Annotated in this window: 20 protein-coding genes and 1 pseudogene; 10 read left to right on the top strand and 11 right to left on the bottom strand. The window is 50.1% G+C overall.

The window, feature by feature from the left end; all coding sequences use genetic code 11:
- Window positions 1-79 precede the first annotated feature (79 nt).
- The 6 genes from GS601_RS07820 to pruA all read right to left on the bottom strand — a co-directional run bounded on the left by GS601_RS07820 (window position 80) and on the right by pruA (window position 7,501).
- Window positions 80-424 (bottom strand): slr1957 family protein, encoded by a 345-nt coding sequence (locus tag GS601_RS07820; RefSeq protein ID WP_162422706.1) that lies wholly within the window; start codon window positions 422-424, stop codon window positions 80-82.
- 432 nt (window positions 425-856) lie between these two features.
- The gene (locus tag GS601_RS07815; protein ID WP_162422705.1) at window positions 857-1,663 is read right to left on the bottom strand and encodes a DUF6816 family protein; all 807 of its coding nucleotides are present in this window, start codon (window positions 1,661-1,663) and stop codon (window positions 857-859) included.
- 6 nt (window positions 1,664-1,669) lie between these two features.
- The gene (locus tag GS601_RS07810; RefSeq protein WP_162422813.1) at window positions 1,670-2,893 is read right to left on the bottom strand and encodes a 4-hydroxy-3-methylbut-2-enyl diphosphate reductase; all 1,224 of its coding nucleotides are present in this window, start codon (window positions 2,891-2,893) and stop codon (window positions 1,670-1,672) included.
- 133 nt (window positions 2,894-3,026) lie between these two features.
- Window positions 3,027-3,968, bottom strand: coding sequence for a GDSL-type esterase/lipase family protein (locus GS601_RS07805; RefSeq protein WP_162422704.1), 942 nt, complete (start codon window positions 3,966-3,968; stop codon window positions 3,027-3,029).
- A 4-nt stretch (window positions 3,969-3,972) separates the two neighbouring features.
- On the bottom strand, window positions 3,973-4,464 hold the full coding sequence (locus tag GS601_RS07800; protein ID WP_162422703.1) for a hypothetical protein: 492 nt from the start codon (window positions 4,462-4,464) through the stop codon (window positions 3,973-3,975).
- A gap of 61 nt (window positions 4,465-4,525) precedes the next feature.
- Complete coding sequence (pruA, locus tag GS601_RS07795; protein ID WP_162422702.1) at window positions 4,526-7,501, bottom strand: L-glutamate gamma-semialdehyde dehydrogenase; 2,976 nt, start codon at window positions 7,499-7,501, stop codon at window positions 4,526-4,528.
- A gap of 283 nt (window positions 7,502-7,784) precedes the next feature.
- Between pruA and GS601_RS07790 the strand changes: the two genes are divergently transcribed.
- The 6 genes from GS601_RS07790 to GS601_RS23110 all read left to right on the top strand — a co-directional run bounded on the left by GS601_RS07790 (window position 7,785) and on the right by GS601_RS23110 (window position 10,912).
- Complete coding sequence (locus tag GS601_RS07790; protein WP_162422701.1) at window positions 7,785-8,102, top strand: hypothetical protein; 318 nt, start codon at window positions 7,785-7,787, stop codon at window positions 8,100-8,102.
- A gap of 83 nt (window positions 8,103-8,185) precedes the next feature.
- On the top strand, window positions 8,186-8,764 hold the full coding sequence (locus GS601_RS07785; protein WP_202924946.1) for a thylakoid membrane photosystem I accumulation factor: 579 nt from the start codon (window positions 8,186-8,188) through the stop codon (window positions 8,762-8,764).
- Window positions 8,765-9,202: 438 nt separating this feature from the next.
- The gene (locus GS601_RS07780; RefSeq protein ID WP_162422699.1) at window positions 9,203-9,580 is read left to right on the top strand and encodes a hypothetical protein; all 378 of its coding nucleotides are present in this window, start codon (window positions 9,203-9,205) and stop codon (window positions 9,578-9,580) included.
- Window positions 9,581-9,657: 77 nt separating this feature from the next.
- Window positions 9,658-10,086, top strand: coding sequence for a hypothetical protein (locus tag GS601_RS23115; RefSeq protein WP_238393146.1), 429 nt, complete (start codon window positions 9,658-9,660; stop codon window positions 10,084-10,086).
- The gene (locus GS601_RS07770; RefSeq protein WP_162422698.1) at window positions 10,083-10,451 is read left to right on the top strand and encodes a clan AA aspartic protease; all 369 of its coding nucleotides are present in this window, start codon (window positions 10,083-10,085) and stop codon (window positions 10,449-10,451) included. The genes GS601_RS23115 and GS601_RS07770 overlap by 4 nt, the downstream gene beginning before the upstream one ends.
- Before the next feature lie 227 nt (window positions 10,452-10,678).
- Window positions 10,679-10,912 (top strand): hypothetical protein, encoded by a 234-nt coding sequence (locus GS601_RS23110; protein ID WP_238393145.1) that lies wholly within the window; start codon window positions 10,679-10,681, stop codon window positions 10,910-10,912.
- Here GS601_RS23110 and GS601_RS07765 read toward each other — a convergent pair.
- Window positions 10,878-11,596, bottom strand: a pseudogene (locus tag GS601_RS07765) (IS1 family transposase). The gene GS601_RS23110 and the pseudogene GS601_RS07765 overlap by 35 nt on opposite strands.
- A gap of 245 nt (window positions 11,597-11,841) precedes the next feature.
- Here GS601_RS07765 and GS601_RS07760 point away from each other — a divergent pair.
- On the top strand, window positions 11,842-12,456 hold the full coding sequence (locus tag GS601_RS07760) for a hypothetical protein (protein WP_238393144.1): 615 nt from the start codon (window positions 11,842-11,844) through the stop codon (window positions 12,454-12,456).
- A gap of 453 nt (window positions 12,457-12,909) precedes the next feature.
- Window positions 12,910-14,226 carry a hybrid sensor histidine kinase/response regulator gene (locus tag GS601_RS07755; RefSeq protein WP_162422697.1) on the top strand — a complete coding sequence of 439 codons (1,317 nt, stop codon included), beginning with the start codon at window positions 12,910-12,912 and terminating at the stop codon, window positions 14,224-14,226.
- A 10-nt stretch (window positions 14,227-14,236) separates the two neighbouring features.
- Here the strand turns inward: GS601_RS07755 and GS601_RS07750 are convergent, their stop codons facing one another.
- Window positions 14,237-14,638 (bottom strand): FHA domain-containing protein, encoded by a 402-nt coding sequence (locus tag GS601_RS07750; RefSeq protein ID WP_162422696.1) that lies wholly within the window; start codon window positions 14,636-14,638, stop codon window positions 14,237-14,239.
- A gap of 160 nt (window positions 14,639-14,798) precedes the next feature.
- Here GS601_RS07750 and GS601_RS07745 point away from each other — a divergent pair, with 160 nt between their 5' ends.
- Window positions 14,799-16,469, top strand: a complete 1,671-nt coding sequence (locus GS601_RS07745) for a CTP synthase (RefSeq protein ID WP_162422695.1) — start codon at window positions 14,799-14,801, stop codon at window positions 16,467-16,469.
- Here the strand turns inward: GS601_RS07745 and GS601_RS07740 are convergent.
- The gene (locus GS601_RS07740) at window positions 16,456-17,388 is read right to left on the bottom strand and encodes an ROK family protein (RefSeq protein ID WP_162422694.1); all 933 of its coding nucleotides are present in this window, start codon (window positions 17,386-17,388) and stop codon (window positions 16,456-16,458) included. The genes GS601_RS07745 and GS601_RS07740 overlap by 14 nt on opposite strands.
- Window positions 17,389-17,447: 59 nt before the next feature.
- Window positions 17,448-18,089, bottom strand: coding sequence for a pyridoxamine 5'-phosphate oxidase (gene pdxH / locus GS601_RS07735; protein ID WP_162422693.1), 642 nt, complete (start codon window positions 18,087-18,089; stop codon window positions 17,448-17,450).
- Window positions 18,090-18,180: 91 nt separating this feature from the next.
- Here pdxH and GS601_RS07730 point away from each other — a divergent pair, with 91 nt between their 5' ends.
- A complete protein-coding gene (locus tag GS601_RS07730; RefSeq protein WP_162422692.1) occupies window positions 18,181-19,233 on the top strand; it encodes a glucokinase in 1,053 nt (350 codons plus the stop codon).
- A 29-nt stretch (window positions 19,234-19,262) separates the two neighbouring features.
- Here the strand turns inward: GS601_RS07730 and GS601_RS07725 are convergent, their stop codons facing one another.
- A complete protein-coding gene (locus GS601_RS07725) occupies window positions 19,263-20,714 on the bottom strand; it encodes an ABC transporter substrate-binding protein (RefSeq protein WP_238393143.1) in 1,452 nt (483 codons plus the stop codon).
- Window positions 20,715-20,807 lie beyond the last annotated feature (93 nt).

Raw genomic sequence — 20,807 nt, 5'->3', positions numbered from 1 at the left:
GAAAAAGCAAATTCCCCTTCTCTCAAGATGAGGGAACGGGAACACCAGCAGCATCGATTTAGCAATACTAAAGAAAACCTTAAGAGTAAAGTTCTGGATGAACATCTAGCATCTCATCGTCTTCTAGACGAGCCACTGCGATCGCACTGAAGACAAACGCCACAACCAATGGCATCGGTGATGCTAACAGAAACGTTCCCAGCACTCCTAAAACGACAACCGCGATCGCGATCAAACACCAAAGGCGCTCATCCACACTCAGTCCCTTTTCAACTTTGATGGCTCGCAATACTGGAGGTGGAATTGGCACCGGCATCACAGCATTTGGAGGAAACGCCCAATAGCTAGAGCGCTCACGAAACCACTCCGTCCAGCCGTTATCGGCGCACCAGTCAGAAATCCATTGATCGCAGTAGTGATTCATGCTTTAGCCTAAAATTGAGTTTTGTAAGACGCAGACCAAACCTGTGAAAGCCGAAAAATGCTTGGGTAAACGGTTCAATAGACCCACTGAAAAACGGTGTTTAACTCAGCGTATTCAGAATAGTGAAAAGGGGATTAACCTCAACCGAGAAGCCTAGCGAGAAACAGTCGCACTGACCTATAGGATTCTTACTAGATTGAGCTTGACTTGCTCAACCAGCATTCTCAGCGAATCAGTTAGCTTTGAGCGGCAATCGTTGGCTAGATTTCCGTTCGGTTTATTGACAATAGCAAACGGAAAAGTGGGATAGCGCTCAAACGCAAACAAAGTTTACTTTAGCGCCCAAAGTTGTGTCGTTAGATGAAGGGCATTGTTGGGCAAGCGGCTTTCTTTCACCGCCCTGTGCGCCTTGCCTGACCTCATCGTTTGACCCTAAGGGTTAGGCGGAGACGGATAAAACTCTAGCCGATAGCGATAGAGGGCAACAGGCGTTTCTCCTGCCTTAAAGTAGTTGGGGTCTTGCGGCGAGAGGTAAATAGCAGTGATTTGATCGGCGTCGATCGTGGGCGGGGTAGGGTGATGCTGATAGGCGGTTGTCGTTTCAACCTGGTTTAAGGAAGGCTGTGCAGTTCCACGAAAGACTTGCTGAACGATTTCCGTCGTGATGAATTCTTTAGAACTAGGAGTTTCGGTAGCGCGTCCGGTAATGGTAGAGGTGAGTTGGTAGCCGTCTCGCAGCAGGGTGATCTGCTTGTTGGGAGAAGTGGGATCAACTTTGACAGCCAGCACGGTGCGATCGGTGTTGCTAGGCTCTGAAGGATCATCAAGATAGGCACGGGCAATATTTAAGCTATTGAAAGCGCGATCGGCAATCACAACGGATATTGGCTTGGAAACGTTAAGAACAGACAAAATCGATGAGGAATTATTTCGTTTAGCAAAGCGAACGTTAAATACAACGGGTTGATTAATGTAAGTACGATTGCTGTCGAATCCGGGTGAGACAATGCTGGGGGCAAGCGGAGCAACTAAATCGACAAGGGTGCTTTTAACTTGCCAGGTTCCGGCGAGCCAATCGGGGTAAAAGATGTCTTGATTAGCGGGTTTGACGGGGGGCTTAGAGTGCCAGTCGGGAAAGGAGGAGATGCGATCGCGCAGGGGGGCAGCACTGGCGATCGGTATCCAAAGCACAAAGAGCAAGACTGCAAGAGCAATAGAGCATAACGTATGTCTACTCATCTAGCATTACCTTTGCAAAGCAGGCGACGCAGATTTAAGGGCAAAGATTTTCTCTAAAACGGCTTCTACCACTTTGTCAGGCGTCGATGCCCCTGAGGTAACGCCAATCACGATCTCGCCCTCAGGAAGCCAATTGTCTACAACTTCTAAATCGCGGTGAAGCGGCTTGTGTTCGATGCGATTATCGGTGCTAATTCGGCTATCACTATCAATATGGTAAGACGGGATATTTCGCTCGATCGCAATCTCTTGCAGGTGAGTCGTGTTCGAGGAATTGTAACCGCCGATGACAACCATCAGATCTAGCTTTTCTTTGACCAGATCAAACATCGCGTCTTGGCGCTCTTGGGTGGCATCACAAATTGTGTTGAAGCTGAGAAAATGCTCGTTTAAATTATGAGTGCCATATTTTCGCATCATGGTTCGCTCGAAGAGTTTACCGATTTGCTCGGTTTCTCCCTTGAGCATGGTGGTTTGGTTAGCAATGCCCACGCGATCGAGATCCTGATCGGGGTCGAATCCGTCGGAATAGGCGTTTTTGAACGTTTCTAAAAACTCAGCGCGGCGCTCGGAACTGCCGCCCTTAAGAATGTAATCTGCCACATATTCGGCTTGTTTGAGATTGAGAACAATCAGATATTTTCCGGCAAACGAACTCGTTGCAACCGTTTCCTCGTGATTGTATTTGCCGTGAATGATCGACGTGTGATCCCCTTTTTTGTGTTTTTCAACCGTGTTCCAGACTTTGGAGACCCACGGGCAGGTCGTGTCTACGATCGTGCAGCCGCGATCGCTCAAAAACTGCATTTCCTGAACACTCGCCCCAAACGCAGGCAAAATCACCACATCACCTGTTGAGACCCCTGAAAAATCCTTCTGACCGTTCACAAGCTCAATGAAATGCACATTCATCTCTCGCAGTCGTTGATTGACCGACGGGTTGTGAATGATTTCGTTGGTAATCCAAATTTTTTCGGTGGGAAAATGTTGCCGCGTCTCGTACGCCATCGCCACCGCCCGTTCTACCCCCCAACAAAAACCAAACGCTTCGGCTAAGCGAATCGTCACGTCTCCCCGCTTGAGCCGATAGTGATGATCGCGAATTTCTTGAATCAGAGCACTCTGGTACTCAGACTGCATCGCATCTGCAACCTCGACATCATGCCCAAAGCCTTTGCGGTGATAATGATCTGAACTGTTGAGCGATCGCTTAAACGCTTTCGTATCCATCACGTGTTTGCCCCTCAAACGCACTATGTCCTCCCAAACCCTGTACGGCACAGAGCCTGCGTTGTTTGATCATAGAACGTTGAGACGAACTCCTTCAACTTATGGCGATTTTGGCAGCCACGCAACCCCAGCATCATCTCGTTAAATGGGTCTGGTTAAAGGCACCAAGAGCAGCGCGCCAGACTAAATAGCCTTGCTGACTCAGGTGCAGCCCGTCGGTGGTCAGGGCGGGGCGGAGAAACCCCTGCTCATCGGCAAACATAGGCTGCAAGTCGAGGTAGTCGGCTCCGGCGTCGTGCGAGAGCGCGGCTAATTTTTGATTAATTTTGCGAATGCGATCGTTAGAAATTTTAAGCAACTGTTGCCGACTATCAGCCGTGACGAGCGGTTCATCGGCACGAGGCAAAATCGACTGCATCACAATTTTTGAATTGGGATGGGTCTGCCGCAAATCTTTCAGCATCTGCGAATAGCGATCGAGCAAGACCTGATCGGAAACTCCTTTGGTCAAATCATTAATGCCAATCATGACGAAGATCGCTTGAGGATTTGTCTTGGCAAATAGCTTTAACCGTTTTAATAACCCGGTTGAGCTTTCTCCAGAAATGCCTTGATTGAGCCAAAGATACTCGTTTGGCAATAATTGTGCCGGAAACCAAAGACTTAACGAATCGCCTGCCAACACCATCAAGCGATCGGGCTTATTTTTCACTGCCGCTTTTGCTTCTTTGGTGAGAATTTCAATCCACTGATCGTAGTTCAAGCGCTGATTTGAGGGTTGAGTATTAAGGGTTGGAGATTTTGGAGCCGAGGCAGCTTGAGCGGGAGAAAGGGCAGGACTCGGTTCAGGAAACGCGGCATCGGATTCGTCTCCATAGCGATCGAGCAGACTTTGCGACGTGAACCCCTCCGGAACTTCGAGCAACGAATCGCCCAAAAACCACACGAGCAAGGTGGCTCCCAAAATAATATTTGCAGCGAGAGATAAGAGAAACCCACTTGAAGGAGAGTGGGTCGCGGATCTGACAGAGCGAGTTTTGAGCCGGGTTTTAGAGTGAGAAGGTTTAGTCTGCATTGCTTCAGCCGTTGCGCCTCTGATTGTCCAAAAATTCTCTCAGTAGAATTCTCACTTCGGCGATCCCTTCTGTATTGGCAGCAATCTGATAGGCGTTGGCATCACTTCGCTCTTTCATGGCAGCAAGTTCCTCTCGATCGATCGCAAACTGCTCTCTCATCGCCGCAAATTCTTCTCTCATCGCTGCAATTTGCTCACCAGTGGTAGCAATTTGCTCACTATTGGCGGCAGATTGCTCTCTCATTGCTGCAATTTGCTCACCATTAAAGGCGATCTGCGCCGTATTGATGTGCTGTTGCTCAGCCGTCGCGCGCAGAATTTCTTCTGTGGCACGCTGTTGCTCAGCCGTAGCACGCATATGTTCTTCTGTGACGCGCCGATGCTGAGCCGAGAGCCGCTGCTCCTCGACAATTTGAGACATGATGATACCGAATCCAGAGATCAGCGCTTCTAGGCAATCGAGCCGATTGTCGGAAGAGACAGAGGGTTGGGACATAGATGTTGGCGACGATCCTTTCACTCAAATCTTATACCTCAAAACTTGCGTTTTACGACATCTAGTCGGCTCCTTCGATCGGGGCAAATCCTTGGCGTTGGACGTTCTCGGTGACGACTCGCGGTTCGAGGAATTGCAGTAGATAATCGGGGCCGCCTGCTTTCGAGCCGACGCCAGAGAGTTTGAAGCCGCCAAAGGGCTGACGAGAGACGATCGCACCTGTGATGCCTCGATTGATGTATAAATTGCCAACCTCGAATTCAGTTTGAGCTTGCTCAATGTGGGAGGGGGTGCGCGAATAGAGTCCTCCGGTGAGGGCGTAAGGTGTGCCGTTTGCCAGGTCTAACGCTTCTTGGAAGGTTTTAGCTTTCATCACGGCGAGGACAGGTCCAAAAATCTCTTCTTGAGCAATTTTGGCGTCAGGGGCAACGTTGGCAAAGATCACCGGTGCGACAAAGTAGCCGCCATCTGGAGCAGGCATTTCGAGGGCAACTTCGGCTTCGGTGCGTCCTTTTTCGATGTAGGACTTGATGCGCTGTTGGGCTTCGTCATCGATTACAGGACCGACGCGAGTACTGGGATCTTCGGCGGCTCCAACGTTGAGCGATCGCGTTGCTTCTACCAGTCTGGCTAAAAAGGTATCGTAGATCGATTCAAGCACGATCGCGCGCGAACAGGCAGAACATTTCTGTCCGCTATAGCTAAATGCCGACTGAACAACGCCTTGAACCGCTTGATCGAGATCGGCACTTTCATCAATCACAATGGCGTTTTTGCCACCCATTTCAGCGACAACCCGCTTCAGATGTTTTTGTCCCGGTTGCAGAATAGCGGCATTGGCATAAATCTGGCAGCCCACCGCTTGAGATCCGGTAAAGACGATCATGTGTGTGTCTTTGTGCTGCACCATGTGCGCTCCCACGAGCGAACCATTTCCTGGCACGAATTGAAAAACGCCACGGGGAACCCCCGCTTCCACTAAGATTTCTGCAATTTTGGCAGCGATGATTGACGAGGTTTCAGCAGGCTTAAGTAGGGCGCAGTTTCCGGTGACGAGGGCGGCGACCGTCATGCCCATCGGAATGGCTAGGGAGAAGTTCCAGGGAGAAATGACGATCACAATGCCACGGGGCTGATAGTGATAGTGGTTTGTTTCTCCGGGAAAGTCGTAGCTGACGCCCGTATCGAGCCGTTCCATTTCGTCCGCGTAGTAGGTGCAAAAGTCGATCGCTTCCGACACTTCGGCGTCGGCTTCTTTGACAGGTTTTCCGGTTTCTAGCACCATCCAGGCGATCAGTTCGTCGCGGCGTTGGGCAGTCAGAGTGGCAGCGTTGCGGAGAATAGCGACGCGATCGCGCCCTGAGGTTTTCTTCCAACTTGAAAACGCAGTTTTGGCAGATGCGATCGCACTCTCTGCTTGCTCAACGCTAATCATGCCAACCACGCCGATCACTTCACTAGAGCGGGACGGATTAAGAGATTTCAGGTTCTCTGCGGTTTCGACATATTCGCCATCAATCAGGGGAAGGTAGGTTTGACCCAGGGTTTGGCGAACGGATTGAATGGCAGAAGCGATGCGATCGCGGGCCTCTGCTTCGGCATAATCGGTGTCGGGCGCATTGTGAAACTCGGTGGCAGCGGATGGGGTAGCGGATGTAACGGATGGGGGGCAGGGTGGGGCGATCAGATCTTCGATGGGGCGATCTTCTAAGGTTTGGCGGAGGAAAGAACTGTTGGCCGTGTTTTCGAGGAGGCGACGAATCAGGTAGGACATGCCGGGAATGAGTTCGCCGTAAGGACAATAGACGCGGACTCGGTAGCCTTGATCGACCATTGCTTTGGCGAGCTTGTCGCCCATGCCGTAGAGAACTTGAAACTCAACGCGACGGTTGGGAATGTTGAGGGCGTTGACGATGGCGATCGCGTGTGCCTGAGAACGAACGTTGTGACTCCCGATCGCAGCATATAGATGCTGATGATTTTCGAGCAACATCTCGGTTAGCCTCTCGTAGTTTGCATCGGTCGCCGCTTTGTCATTGAAAACAGGTTGCTCCCAATCTTTCTGTACCGCTTTAATGGTTTCTTGATCCCAGTACGCGCCTTTTACCAGCCGAACGGTGATCGGAGTGCCGCGCTGCTTTGCCCAGCCGATCAAATCTTGCAAATCTTGCTGACTGTCGCGTAAATACCCTTGAATCGTGATGCCAATATCGGCGCGATCGCAAAACTCGTCTTCCAGTAAAAGCTGCTTCAAAATCGAGAGCGTCAGATCTTTGTATTCGTACTGCTCCATATCAAAGTGAACCGCCGCACCCAGTTCTTTCGCTCGGCGCAATAAAATTCGACTGCGATCGAGCACTCGCGCTTCGCTTCCTTGGGCATCTAATGGATCAAACTGCGAATAAAAAGCGGTGAGTTTGACCGAGACTTGCACCTTTGGAAGGGGTTCCCCGTCAGCCGTATCAATCTCAGGCACAGTTGACCAAGACCGAGACGCTTCGGTTAATTTCGTCATCAACTCTAAATAGCGATCGAGGTAAGATTGCGCTTCGGCTTCCGTGATCACCGCTTCCCCCAACAAATCCACCGTGAACGCCATTTTCTCTTTTCGCAACCGCTCAACGGTTTTAAGAATTTGCTTCAGGTCGTCTCCCGCAATGTATTTGTGCGCTAAGGTCTCAACGGCGGTAGAAACAGTAGTCGCGGCAACCTGTCCTGGCATCGAATCGGCATTGGCGAAGTTGAGCAGTCCTTTCAGGGCAGACGGCAGTTCAACGATTTCATCGCCCAAATATTCTTGCATGTGACGGGCAATTTCGGCTTTGCTGTGAAGGGCAGGCAAGCAATCGATAAAGCGAAATAGCTGCACTCGCAAGCCCGGATTACTCATCGCCCAGCCCAGCATTTTGTCATCCCATTGCAATTGATCTTTAAGCCGGGCAAAGAAAGATCGCGACTCACGGGTGGCGCTCAGCAGTTGACGGGCAATCGATTGAGTTTGATCTTCATAACGAGGATCGAACGCCTGACTCACCATAGCTTGGGTCTCCTAGAATGCTGGGAACGAGAATAGGGGGAAAATGAAGATACGGATGCGATGGATCGCTCATCCGTTACCGATACTACAAAATCAATCTTTCTTCAGTCCTTCTATTGTCTGGTCTAGGCGAGAGCGCGTAAACGCAACATTTTAGAAAGGTTAGTGTTTGATAACTAAAATTAAATGAGATGCATAATGAAGCGATAGTTTTATTGTAAGCTGGCACATCAGGATGTTTGTACTAAAATTGCGCTAGTTGTCTATCGACTGCTTTTGAGCTATGGGATCAACGTTTCAGTTTGGATTGGTTTGTTTCATCGTATTGTTTGGGTTGTCGCAATTTTTTCAATGGGCGCAACAGATGACGTTGCCGTTACCTATTTTTGTGTTAGGCGGGGCATTTCTGGCGATCGCATCCAATTTCAACAAACGCGCCGGGCTGCCCTTCAGCTTGCTAGATGAGCGTTCTCACCAATTGCCCGAAACGCCCGTATCTAAACAGTCTCCAGAACTGGTTGAATCCGAAGCGATGCCCATCCAACCTGCGGCGCAACTGTCGAAACCGATTTCTTTTACCATCCCCAAGCCTGAAAAATAGAAAAGATTGGGAGCCGATGCTTCACAATAGATGGAAGTGCTGAGATGGAAGTGCTGCATGTTGAAAATGGTATCCCGACCCCTATGAATGTTGTTTGGTTAAACGCTTGGAAACGGCGAGTTTTTGCGGTGGCTGTTTGTTGTTTAATTGCGATCGCATCCCTTCTTTGCCTCCCGCCTTCCGCATGGGCAGGGCTAGAAGACGATCACTTTGATGGGGATATCTTCGCGCTCTACGCTGGAAATGGTTCCCTCGCTCCTCCTAAAGTGAAGTTAGCCACGTCACTCAAGCAAGGAAAGCCAGCGCTGCTCGTGTTTTATACCGACGATAGCCGCGATAGCAAAGCGTTTGCAACGACGGTTTCTCAGGTTCAGAGTCTTTATGTTCGGGCGCTCGATATTTTGGCGATTCGAGTAGACTCGTTGCCAGCAAAAGACACATTTGAGCCAACCGAAGAAGGCTATTACTACAAAGGCTTGGTGCCGAAAACGGTGATCTTTGATCAGTCGGGTCAAATAGTTTTAGACGAAACCGGAACGATTCCTTTTGAAAAAATCGATGATGTGTTGCGAAAGGTGTTTGATCTGTTGCCGCGATCGCAGTCTGTAATCCTCAAACGGCGACCCGTGAACGAAGTGAATACTGAGCTTGTTAACGAGTAGAAATCTTTAATCAACGGCTCACAGATTTCTATATTGCCTAGAACCTCGCTTCTTAAAAAAGTCGGGGTTCTAGTTTTTTAAACATTAATTCTTTATTTTCAATCCCTCAACTTGATATTGAGTTCTAATTTATGGATTAGCAGTAAAAGAAATCTAGGGTTGAGAACTAATAGATAAGTTTTGTTTAAGCGAAGTCTAATTTGCCATAAACAGTTATTGATTTTCAGTTCTAATTTATTGATTTCGAGTTCTGGTTTTCTAAATATCCTCAACCTAAATTAGATTGCCCCAAGGATTTAAAACAAATTCAGAATATCTACTGAAGCGATCTCATCTCTAATAAAAATTGCTCTTGGTTTCATAGAGATTACGGTTACGGCTAACCACACCGCTTGGCTACCTTGAAGTAGACATTTTGAACCAATAAGGAGTCGGGTGATGTCTCGTAAAAAGAAGTATGCCTCTACAATCTTAGAAAAGGCTCAGACTCGTTTAGCTGCGTTAAAGTCCATCCGATCCACCTTAGATCTTGGCAATGGGCTAACGGTACAAGCCTATAGCCAATTGATCGAAGAAGCACGTCAGAAGTTAGAAACCTACAACACTGCGCTATCGGTTGTGGATCAGTCTTATACCGCCATGAGCGATGCCGAAAAAGTGATTGCTGAATGGACAGAACGAATGCTGATTGCGGTTGCCTACCAGTACGGCAAAAACAGTGAGGAATATCAGATGGCAGGTGGGACTCGTCGCAGCGATCGTAAGCGTCCCAAACGCCGAGAGGTGCAATCTACAGCAGAATCATTGGCTGGTTAACGTTACTTCGGGGCGAGAGTCCCTTATTTCTGATAGAGCGATCTCTTCGAGTTACCCGCAAGGGGTCGCATCAAACGTTGAGTGCAGCGATCGGAGCATGGGCAATCTCCAGACTGCAACAAGCTGTACCAAAAACCGCACTATCTTTAATCCATCTCTTCCTCAACCATCTGGAACAGAAGCGCAGTGCGATAAAATTGAGGGAACTGGTAGCCTATACGAAAGAGTACTCTATGCTTCACCCTAACCTCAGTAGTGAAGAGATTGCCCGACGTGGTAAAGAAATTTATGAGAATCATATCCGTCCTCAAGTCGAAACCGTAAATAACATTGGCAAACTGGTTTCAATTGATGTCGAAACTCGCGAGTATGCGATCGGGGATGATTTGGTTGTAACGAGTTCTCAATTACAAGCCAAACATCCTGGCGCAGCAATTTGGACAGAAAGAATTGGCTTCAACGCTGTTTATGCAATTGGCGGTACATTGGTTAGGACTGAAGCGTGATCCAAGGAACAGTAGTTGGACTTCAAGCCCGAATTAGCCTTGTTCTTCGTGTTGCAGGACGTTCCGACTTAGAGGTTGAGTGCATTGTTGACACAGGTTTTGAAGGAGCCTTAACCTTACCACCTGCTGTAATTGATCATCTTGACTTACCCTATTTAAGCGAAATCAGCGCGAATCTTGCTGACAACACTGATGTTATAGCTAATGTCTACCGTGCAACTATCTTGTGGAGAGGGGTAGAGCGTAACATTGCAGTGCTGGCTATGGGTCGTCGTCCTTTGATTGGAACTGCACTGCTTGCAGACTACCATCTCAGTGTAGATTTCTATGAGGGTGGTTCAGTCATAATTGATGACATTCTGTAACCTCGTGAATAGCTGTGCAAAACGTCAGCAGCCTGACGATACAGTATGGAGCTATACTAGGTGGGTAGTAGAGCCTCACTTGATAGCCCTAAACATCCAGAGTTGTGTGTTGTTCTAGATTTCTCTAAAAAGTTACAATTCTCCTCCGTGTAGTCAGCATCTTCAGGGGTGGGCTAAGGTTTATTTAGAGAAAAGATCCTGCTCTTTTACTTTACAACTCTGAAACTATGTCAAGCAGGGACTCTAAATACTACTTTGGTCGTCTTAATATAATTTCTGCTTATGACGAAGAAAAGAAAGTATTTTTAGAACGCGGTCTAGACTCCGGGGTTTTAACCTCCGCAGGAAGCTATAACTGGGGTTTCTTTGAAGTGGGAAGCATCATTGAAGGAGATGATTATTTATCTGGCTTCTTGGAGGGTAGTGCTACACAAGTAATGCTGTGTTGTAGTGATGGATGAAATACCAAATGGCACCGATGTGATTCTCTCAGGATTTGGAAAAGGACAAGGTTTTTCGGACTAAGCGAGACACTCGTTGCCTCAAGGTGTTGTTGAATCGCTCAATGTAGCTGGTTTTTCCCGTCTCTTTGCCCACCGCTCGATGACGCTTGCCCGGTAGAACTGCCGCCTATGCTGCCCAAAAGTCAGTGTAGGCAATTGCACATTGCCGATAGAGCGGCGGCAAAGATTGCCACAATTTGCGAGCCGCTGCTTCATCTCGTGCACCAAGGTAAACCCCGACAATCTCACGTGTGTTAGCATCCAACGCCAACCAGACCCACTGCTTGTTCCCCTTGTTGTCCACGAATGACCACAGTTCATCACATTGCATCGTTAGCCTCCCCTTTTTTTGGGTGTCACCGGCACTTGGCGGGGCACCTTCGCATATTTCTCGTTCACGTAGGGTTGCAGCCAATGTTCAGAAACCCGTGTCGCACGAGCAATACCCGCTAAAGAGATCCGCTCTAACAGCAAGCGGTCAATCAGTTCCCGTGTGGCTTGGTCGATCACTTTTTTGCTAGGTTGTTCGATGAACTGTCGTCCGCAGTCGTAGCATTTGAATCGTTGTTTACCGTTGTGGATGTGACCGTTCTTAACCGTTTTGGTGGATGCACAAATGGGGCAGGCATGGCAGGAGAACAGAAAAGACTTTACTTCTCCATCATTACATCTTGAGCACTACCAAAATGTGGATACTGTCAATCTTCAAACTCTTGATTTACCTTTGTTAAGTCTATAGCTACGAACAGAGCAGAAAACCTGCGCTCATCGGGAGTAGAACAAAAAAATCCTTAAAAAGAGCGTGAGAAACACAGTCTCCTCCTCGATCTACCGCTAAGATGCAAATAAGAGCATCCGTGTTTCTTGTCCCCCTGTCTCCTCCCTCCATGATGTCCCGAACCTACAGCACTCAAGATCTGCTCAGGATTCTGGCGCAAGAGCGGCAAGCCTGCATGAATGGGCAACGGTTGAATCTGGCAGCGATTCCGTCTGGTGTAAATCCGCTGATCGATCGCTTTGTCAATGCCGACGGGATTCAGCGATTCACCGCTTATAACGATTTTCGGCAAACGATTCATCGCTATCAGCAAGAGCATCAAATTTCTGGCTTAGTCTGGGAAGAGATCCAGATCAACGGTAAATCCTTACGCTATCCCAAGGTTGATGATCAGTTAGTCAGTTTGGCGAGTGATTTGAGAGTGCTGCGATCGCACAAAACCACCATTGTCAAATTTTGGCGCGACCTCACCCCAACGATGGATCTCTATCTGGGTCTCAATAGCGGCAAACTTCATCGCTCGATTAGCAAACCCGACCTCGATCGCATCTTGGCGCGCGCTGAGTGGGCAAGCCTAACTCAACAGGGAAAAGCTGAAACCCTAGAACTCATCTTGCAACTCGGCTGGGGCAAACCCGAAGAAGCCCTCTATCGACGCGGGTTTCCAGATTCTGGAAGCGAATATGTGCACGCGGTTCAACCTGGAAATCTACCGATTGGCTAAAAACGGTACGCGCCTTGAGAACCGGATTGAGTCCTAGTATTCAGACCCGACTTGCGCCCAAATTGAGGCATTTTCCTACCCAGGGTGATACGATCTACATTAGATTCACTACTCCCAGGGAAGATCACCTTAACCTCAGTTGCAAGAGATGATGGGGTAGACTTTGACAATCCCAGCTAATCCTCGTCAAACTAATTACGGTCAAACCGCAAACATCGAAGCAAGAGCTCAAGGGTGCAACTCGCTTATCGTCTCGCTCAGCAGCTTGGATATCTCCCATTCTGCGCTTCTTTAGGGCTTGGCAGAGCCAATAGCAACGCTTATTTCTGTTGCTCTACGCCCCGCAAGCATGGATTAACAATTTTGTAGAAGTTACCCTAAAAGTCACCACCTGACTCCGACCGATTTGTTGCCCCCAAGCGATCGCCTTCGTTTCTTTTTGCACCGCCAAAAATGTCAACTTTGATTCACCGCAACTCAGCAGGAAGCTCTGCAATGGTAGGAGAGAGAATTGTCATTGTTGAAGATGAAAGTGTGGTTGCGCTCAACCTGCGTTTGCGTTTAGAGTTGGCTCACTTTCAGGTTGAAGGCGTTGCAGACTCTGGCAAAACCGCGATCGCGCTGATCGCGGAGACCCTGCCCGACCTCGTACTCATGGATATTCGCCTCAAAGGAAGCCAAACGGGGATTCAGGTTGCCGAGGAAATTCAAAAGCGCTGGAATATTCCGGTGATTTATCTAACGGGCTATACCGACGAAACCACACTGCGAAAACTGAAACACACGTCTCCCTACGGCTATCTGCTCAAACCATTTGAGCCGACAGAACTCTACACCGCGATCGAGATTGCGCTCAACCAGCATCATACACAAACCAAGCTCCAATCTCTCAACACCGATCTCGAACGCCGCGTTCAAGCTCGTACAGAAGAACTAGAACTCATCAACCAACGCCTGCAAACCGAAATCCTAGAGCGCAAGCGGGCAGAGGCTGAAACCTTGCAAGCCTTAGAAAAAGAACGAGAACTCAGCGATCTCAAGTCGCGCTTTATCACCACAACATCCCACGAGTTTCGCACGCCGCTTTCTATCGTTCTGACCTCGGCTGAGCTATTAGAACGCATGGGTGTTGACTGTACCGAAGAGCGGCGATCGCGCTACTTTCTCAAAATCCGGGATGCCGTACGATCGATGACCACCATCTTGGCAGACATGCTGACCTTGGGCAAAGCCAGTGCCGGAACGCTAGAGTTTCACCCGGCTTCGTTTGATCTGAAAAAGTTTTGCCATAGCTTGCTCTCTGACTTGCAACTCGATCCGTTAGAGGTGCGGGCAAGCGATCGCCCCAGCCATCGATCGATCGTGTTGGACTATGATCCTAGGGCGGCAAATGCTGGCGAAGTTGTCCGCACTCAGGTCGAACTCGATCCAGACCTACTCGGTCTGATTCTTAGCAATTTGCTCAGCAACGCCGTCAAATATTCATTAAATGAAGCTAAAATTCGGTTGGCAATCCACTTTGTGGCAGATGCAGAAGGTCGCTCGTCCGTCGTCCTTCAGGTGCAAGATCACGGCATGGGCATCCCCGCCGAAGATATGCCGCGATTGTTTGAGTCGTTTCACCGAGCTAAAAATGTCGATACGATCTCTGGCACAGGCTTAGGCTTAGCGATCGTACATCAGTGTGTCAAACTGCACGGCGGAGACATTCAGATTGACAGCGAGTTGGGGCAGGGAACAACCGTCACAGTCACCTTACCGCTGCCCTAGAGCTTACCCCCTAGAAACTATCTGGAATCACCGTATCCATAGCGCTACCATCGTTAGCCAAACCACTCTCTTGATTAAGTTGATAATAGGTTGCCTTGACGTGAGAACCAAACACAATCTCATCGGCATTTTGCAGTTCATGAGACTTGAGCTTACGCCCACCGATCAACAGCCCATTGGCACTCAGACGCCCCTTTAATGTGCCATCCACAATCCGATAAAAATAGCGCCCATCTTCGGTTGGAAGCTGAATGATGGTGGCATGCCGACGAGATACAAATTGAGAAAATAGACAAATATCACAGCGAGGATCTCGACCAATTAAGTACATCGACGCCGTTAGGGTATATTCTCGCCGCCCCCGATCGTCATCTACTAAAAGCCGATGAATAATTTGAGATGCTGAAGTCATGTCGCCAAATGCCGTTCACCTATTGTATTTTCTAACACCAAATGCAGCCCTAGGCGCGCTTCTTAAGGTTATCAAGCAAAGACAATTTATCCGCAGGTTTCTGCCTAACTATGTCAGAATAGACCGGATATCTTCTTCCCTAACGTGCGTCCAGGGTCTTATGACTAAGTTTGTGTTTGTGACAGGCGGTGTAGTTTCTAGCATTGGTAAAGGGATTGTGGCATCGAGTCTTGGGCGGTTGCTAAAATCGCGAGATTATTCTGTGTCGATCTTGAAGCTTGATCCGTACATCAATGTTGACCCTGGAACCATGAGTCCGTTTCAGCATGGGGAAGTGTTTGTCACCGAAGACGGGGCAGAAACCGATCTAGATTTGGGGCACTATGAGCGATTTACCGATACGGCAATGTCTCGGCTCAACAGTGTGACGACGGGATCGATCTACCAAGCTGTGATCAATAAAGAACGGCGGGGCGACTACAACGGTGGCACGGTGCAAGTGATTCCCCACATCACAAATGAGATTAAAGAGCGGATTTTGAGAGTCGCTAGAAACACGAACCCAGAGGTGGTGATCACTGAGATTGGCGGCACAGTGGGGGACATTGAATCGCTGCCGTTTTTGGAGGCGATTCGGCAGTTTCGCAAAGAAGTGGGGCGGCAGAATGTGCTGTATATGCATGTCACGCTGGTGCCGTGGATTCCGTCTGCTGGGGAGATGAAAACAAAGCCAACGCAGCACTCGGTCAAGGAGTTGCGATCGATTGGCATTCAGCCGGATATTCTCGTGTGTCGCAGCGATCGTGCCTTGCCAGAAGGACTCAAAGAAAAAATGTCTGAGTTTTGTGATGTGCCAACCCAATGCGTCATCACGGCACAAGATGCCCGCAGTATTTACGAAGTCCCGTTGATTATGGAGAAGGAAGGATTGGCGATCCAAGCGATCGATCTGCTGCACCTTGAGCAACGGCACCCCGATCTAAGCCAGTGGCAAACCCTGGTAGATCGGCTCTACCAATCGACCCAGCAGATGGAAATTGCGCTGGTCGGCAAGTATGTGCGCTTGTCTGATGCCTATTTGTCTGTGGTTGAAGCGTTGAGACATGGCGCGATCGCAACGGGAAGCACCTTAAAATTGCGCTGGATTAGCTCAGAAGATATTGAGGAACAGGGGGCTGAAGCCCTGCTGCACGGTGTTAACGGCATCGTGGTTCCCGGCGGGTTTGGCATTCGGGGGGTGGATGGCAAGATTGCAGCGATCGAATATGCCCGGCTCAACCACATCCCCTTCTTAGGCTTGTGTTTGGGGATGCAATGCTCGGTCATCGAATGGGCCCGAAACATTGCCAAGTTGGAAGAAGCACACAGTTCCGAATTTGTGCCAGATGCGCTCAATCCGGTGATCAATCTATTGCCCGAACAGCAAGATGTGGTGGACTTGGGCGGCACCATGCGCTTGGGGCTTTACCCATGCCGTCTCGTTCCCAACACCCAAACCTTTCGGCTTTATGGCGAAGAAGTGACCTACGAGCGGCATCGCCACCGCTATGAATTTAACAATGCCTATCGTAATTTGTTCGTCGAGTCAGGCTACGTGGTGAGTGGAACATCTCCCGATGGGCGGCTAGTGGAAATTATCGAACTGCCAAACCATCCGTTTTTTATTGCGACGCAGTTTCACCCAGAGTTTCAGTCGCGACCGAGTAGCCCCCACCCGTTGTTTAGAGGCTTACTGCAAGCGGCATTGGTGCAAAGCGAAACCTGTGGGTCTGAATTGTCAGCCACTGCCGAAGAGCCGAAGGCGTTGTTTCAAGCGTTTACGTCGGGTTAGCTAGAGCGGCGCGGATCGCTAACTTTGCTGCACCGACCATGCCTGCTTGATTTCCCAATGTTGCCCGAATCAGCCTCAGCCCCCGACGAGAACTGGGATGCACGCGCTGTTCGATCTCTGCCCAAGCAGACGGAAAGAAAAATTTTGCACTGGCGCTGACTCCGCCGCCAATGACGATCGCTTCAGGCGTTAGCACATAGACTAAGCTCGTCAACCCTACGCCTAAATCTCGTCCGTAGGTGTTCCAAAATTCCAACGCTGAGGGATCGCCTGCGGCTGCCAATCGGCTCAGTTGTTCCGGTTCTTGCCCGGTGCGGCGGCGGATGGCTTGGGCTGAAACATGCTGTTCTAAAGAGCCGCGATTGCCGCTGTTGCAGGGATGACCATCCGGAGTCACGGTGATTAAGCCAAGTTCGCCAGCAGCACCATCGTGCCCGACAAACAGATTGCCATTGAGAATGATGCCGCCGCCGACGCCCGTTCCCAGGGTGAGCACGATCAGGTCGCGATAGAATTGCCCTGCGCCAAGCCACGCTTCTCCGAGAGCGGCACAGTTGGCATCGTTGGCGATCGTTGTGGGCAGTCTGGTTTTGGCTTCAAGCCAGTCAGAGAGGGGAACATCGATCCAGCCGGGGAGGTTGATCGCAACTCTGGCAATTCGCCCTGATGCATCGGCAGGTCCGGGCATTCCCACCCCGATCGCCATCGCGCGTTGATCGGGATCGACCTGAGCGATCGCATCGACCAATACCCTGAATACCGCTTCTGGAGTGGCGGGCTGCGGCGTCACAACGGTGAGAGAGCCTAAACAAATTCCGTCTGTTGTGAAGCATCCGAGTTTAATTGCCGTTCCGCCTAAATCAATGCCCAACACTTGGCAAGCAGACGCAGAGCGGGACGGAGGGTGTGCCGGTGTCAAAATTGTTCTTATCCTTACGATGAATCAAAGGCGATGAATCAAAAGTGATGAATCGGACGTTATGGCGAGAGCCGCTCAATGTTCCAATGATCGTTGACGCGGCGATAGCGCAATCGATCGTGGAGGCGGCTGGATCGCCCCTGCCAAAATTCAATTTCGGTGGGCTTGACTCGAAACCCGCCCCAGTGAGGCGGACGGGGAATGTCTTGATGCTCATATTTGGCTTTGATCTGCGCTAAACGCTGCTCTAAGCTAGCGCGATCGCCGATGACCTCACTCTGGTTCGATGCCCACGCCCCTAGCTGACTTGCCACAGGGCGGCTCTGAAAATAGGCATCCGATTCGGCTGGCGTCGTCTTTTCAACGGTTCCCACGATCCGCACTTGGCGTTCAAGTTCTTTCCAGAGAAACGCGATCGCGGCATGAGGATTTTCAATTAGCTGTTTGCCTTTGTCGCTGTTGTAATTGGTGTAAAACACAAAGCCGCGCTCGTCAACGCCTTTTAGCAAAACGATTCGCGCCTGGGGGATGCCTGCTGTCGTGGCGGTCGCGATCGTCATGGCGTTGGGTTCGGGCAGATCAGAATGCACCGCCTGCTCAAACCAAGCCTGAAATTGCTGAAATGGATTGGGGTCAATCTCGCTTTCATTGAGGGCTTGGAGTGTGTAATCTTGTCTGAGATCGGCGATCGAGGAATTCATCACGGCGTGGGTTGAAATTTTACGTTGACTCTATTTGTATTTTATTGATTTGTGTTGTATTGGTATCGTATTTGCTCGGAGTGTTGAAGTCATGACGCTGTTACTCGCTGGTGATATTGGGGGAACGAAAACAATTTTGCGCTTGGTCAAGGCAAACCCTGGCGCAGACCGGGAGGCGGCGCTAGAGTCGCTCTATGAAGTCCGCTATTCGAGCCACGAGTTTTCAGGGCTAGTGCCCATGGTGAGAACTTTTTTAGATGCGGCAGCGCACGAGCGAGGAGAGCCGTTTGCGCCAGAAAAGGCATGTTTTGCGATCGCAGGTCCGATCGTCAACAACACCTCTAAGCTGACCAATCTCACCTGGACGCTGGACGCCACGCTGCTCTCGGAACAGCTTTCTATTTCAAAAGTGGCACTAATCAACGACTTCGCGGCAGTGGGTTATGGCGTCTTGGGGCTAAACGACAGCCACACCCACACGCTGCAAGTTGGAAAGGTAGAGGAAAACGCGCCGATCGCGGTTATTGGTGCGGGGACGGGGTTAGGGCAATGTTTCCTCGTTTATGCAGATGGAAACTACCAGGTTTTAAGCTCTGAGGGCGGACACGCCGATTTTGCTCCTAAGACAGAATTAGAGTTTCAACTGACAGGATATTTATTAGATAAAAACAATATTGAGCGAATTTCCGTAGAGCGGGTGGTGTCGGGGCAGGGGATTGTGGCGATCTATCAGTTTTTGCGCGATCGCGACTTTGCCCCCGAATCACCAGAGGTGGGTAGCGTAGTTCGAGAATGGGAATCTCAAGCGGGACGCAGCGAAAAAAGCGCCGATCCGGCGGCGACCATTTCTCAGGCGGCGTTGGCGCAAAGCGATCGCTTGTCCATCAAAACGATGCAGATGTTTATCGAAGCCTATGGCGCAGAGGCAGGCAATTTAGCGCTAAAACTGTTGCCCTACGGCGGCGTGTACATTGCAGGAGGCATTGCGGCTAAAAATCTGCCGTTGCTCGAAGACGGGAGTTTTATCTATGCGTTTAACCATAAAGGTCGGATGGCGTCTCTGATGGAGCGTGTCCCGGTTCATGTCGTGCTCAACGCTGATGTGGGGCTGATCGGAGCCGCGCTTCGGGCGTCTCGCTTGTAATCGCACCCTTCAATCGCTCACTTAAAGACTCACTTAAAGATCAGATCGAGCCGATGTTGAGACTCAGAAAGCGCCGCTTCGGGAGACGAGCGATCGAGTAATGTTGCTTCGATCGCTCGTCCCAACTGGTCAGAAATACGGTTATAGCCCGGAAAAATGGGACGCGATCGCCCATATTTTACCTGACTGAGAAACACATCCACTGCGGGCTGTTTTGCTCTAAACTCCCGATATGCTTGACTTTCGCGAGAGTTTAGATTGGTGGGAAGATAACCTGTGCCGATCGCCCATTCGGTCTGAAAGGCTTCGCTCATCACATATTCGGCAAACGTAAAGGCAGCCCGTTCTTGCGCGGGCGTCGAGTGAAACAGAAACAAATTTTCGCCGCCAGTGGAGGTGCCTTGCTGAGTCCCTTTGGGAATGGGGAAAACGCCAAAATCGGTCTTGCTCGATTGCAGTTGTCCGAGTGTCCAAGGTCCGGATAGCTGCATGGCAACTTTGCCAGAGAGAAACCCATCTAGCTCGTAGCCGCGTTCGGGCTGAGAAAGAATTGCAGAGCCATCCTGGACTAAATCACGCCAAAATTGCAGCCCTGCGATCGCACCTGCATTCACGAGATTAATATCAGCGCTGGTCGCCGATGAGGCTGGAAGAACTGCACCTGAGCGGATCTGGTTGCCAAAGATGAGCGTCCCCTTTTTCTCTAAGTTGACGGTTTGATCCACCAACTCACCGCCCCCACTCCACAAAAACGGCAGCCAGGTAAACACTGTCCATTCTCCCTTGCCAAGCGGCAACAACATTCCGTGCTGATCGGGTCGCCCATCGCCGTTGGTGTCACGAGTCAGCCGCTTTGCCACTTGCCGCAACTCGTTCCATGTCTTCGGGAGTTCCTCAATTCCGGCAGCTTTAAACAAACTCGGACGATAGTAAATTCCGACATTATTTGTCCCAAACGGCACCGACCAGGTTTGCCCGTCGTACTGAGTCGATTCTTTGAGCGCCGGATCGACCTCTGCGGCAACCGGAGACGCTGCCAGCCAGTCATCAAGGGGTTTTAGCGCCCCAAGCTCAACCAATTGCCCTGTAATCATCGGCGCATACCACAACATATTCGGCGCGGCATTTCCCACCACAGCCGCCAAAATTTTTGGCACTTGCTGATCACCTTGCCCAACATACAGCGATTCCACATAAATTTCTCCATGCTGCTGGTTAAATTTGTCTACCAATGTTTGCAGCACATCTCGATTGGGCGGCGGATTTACCCCCTGCCAGAGGGTGAGGTGGGTGACAGCGGCAGGGGGCTGGGGCTGGCATCCGACCAGGAGAAAACCGAGGCAGAAGGCAGCGAGGAGGGGGAGAATCTGGGCAGTGAGCCTTTGGCGGGGAAGGGCGATCGCGCCGTTGAGTGGGGGTGCCGCTACGCGACGACGCTTCGCGCTCAAACTTCTGAGCCATTTGTGAATAACCATAACCATTTGTCAGCACTCCACCACAGTTGCAGTCTCAAGAGTCATTATGAAAGATGGATTTACCTTTGTGGCGATCGCAGGTTCGTTTTGGTATGAAAA

It is taken from the genome of Myxacorys almedinensis A, from assembly GCF_010091945.1.
Taxonomy (GTDB): domain Bacteria; phylum Cyanobacteriota; class Cyanobacteriia; order Leptolyngbyales; family Leptolyngbyaceae; genus Myxacorys; species Myxacorys almedinensis.
The sequence above is the reverse complement of the archived record's forward strand: the minus strand, read 5'-3'. Positions and strand labels throughout refer to the sequence as shown.

What these genes read in the sequence shown, in the direction of transcription:
- GS601_RS07755 (WP_162422697.1), top strand. Translation starts at nt 12,910, where the DNA reads ATGTCAACTTTGATTCACCGCAACTCAGCAGGAAGCTCTGCAATGGTA.
- GS601_RS07750 (WP_162422696.1), bottom strand. Translation starts at nt 14,638, where the DNA reads ATGACTTCAGCATCTCAAATTATTCATCGGCTTTTAGTAGATGACGAT.
- GS601_RS07745 (WP_162422695.1), top strand. Translation starts at nt 14,799, where the DNA reads ATGACTAAGTTTGTGTTTGTGACAGGCGGTGTAGTTTCTAGCATTGGT.
- GS601_RS07800 (WP_162422703.1), bottom strand. Translation starts at nt 4,464, where the DNA reads ATGTCCCAACCCTCTGTCTCTTCCGACAATCGGCTCGATTGCCTAGAA.
- GS601_RS07805 (WP_162422704.1), bottom strand. Translation starts at nt 3,968, where the DNA reads ATGCAGACTAAACCTTCTCACTCTAAAACCCGGCTCAAAACTCGCTCT.
- GS601_RS07790 (WP_162422701.1), top strand. Translation starts at nt 7,785, where the DNA reads ATGGGATCAACGTTTCAGTTTGGATTGGTTTGTTTCATCGTATTGTTT.
- GS601_RS23110 (WP_238393145.1), top strand. Translation starts at nt 10,679, where the DNA reads ATGTCAAGCAGGGACTCTAAATACTACTTTGGTCGTCTTAATATAATT.
- pdxH (WP_162422693.1), bottom strand. Translation starts at nt 18,089, where the DNA reads ATGAATTCCTCGATCGCCGATCTCAGACAAGATTACACACTCCAAGCC.
- GS601_RS07785 (WP_202924946.1), top strand. Translation starts at nt 8,186, where the DNA reads ATGAATGTTGTTTGGTTAAACGCTTGGAAACGGCGAGTTTTTGCGGTG.
- GS601_RS07820 (WP_162422706.1), bottom strand. Translation starts at nt 424, where the DNA reads ATGAATCACTACTGCGATCAATGGATTTCTGACTGGTGCGCCGATAAC.
- GS601_RS07730 (WP_162422692.1), top strand. Translation starts at nt 18,181, where the DNA reads ATGACGCTGTTACTCGCTGGTGATATTGGGGGAACGAAAACAATTTTG.
- pruA (WP_162422702.1), bottom strand. Translation starts at nt 7,501, where the DNA reads ATGGTGAGTCAGGCGTTCGATCCTCGTTATGAAGATCAAACTCAATCG.
- GS601_RS07725 (WP_238393143.1), bottom strand. Translation starts at nt 20,714, where the DNA reads ATGGTTATGGTTATTCACAAATGGCTCAGAAGTTTGAGCGCGAAGCGT.
- GS601_RS07760 (WP_238393144.1), top strand. Translation starts at nt 11,842, where the DNA reads ATGATGTCCCGAACCTACAGCACTCAAGATCTGCTCAGGATTCTGGCG.
- GS601_RS07810 (WP_162422813.1), bottom strand. Translation starts at nt 2,893, where the DNA reads ATGGATACGAAAGCGTTTAAGCGATCGCTCAACAGTTCAGATCATTAT.
- GS601_RS07815 (WP_162422705.1), bottom strand. Translation starts at nt 1,663, where the DNA reads ATGAGTAGACATACGTTATGCTCTATTGCTCTTGCAGTCTTGCTCTTT.
- GS601_RS07780 (WP_162422699.1), top strand. Translation starts at nt 9,203, where the DNA reads ATGTCTCGTAAAAAGAAGTATGCCTCTACAATCTTAGAAAAGGCTCAG.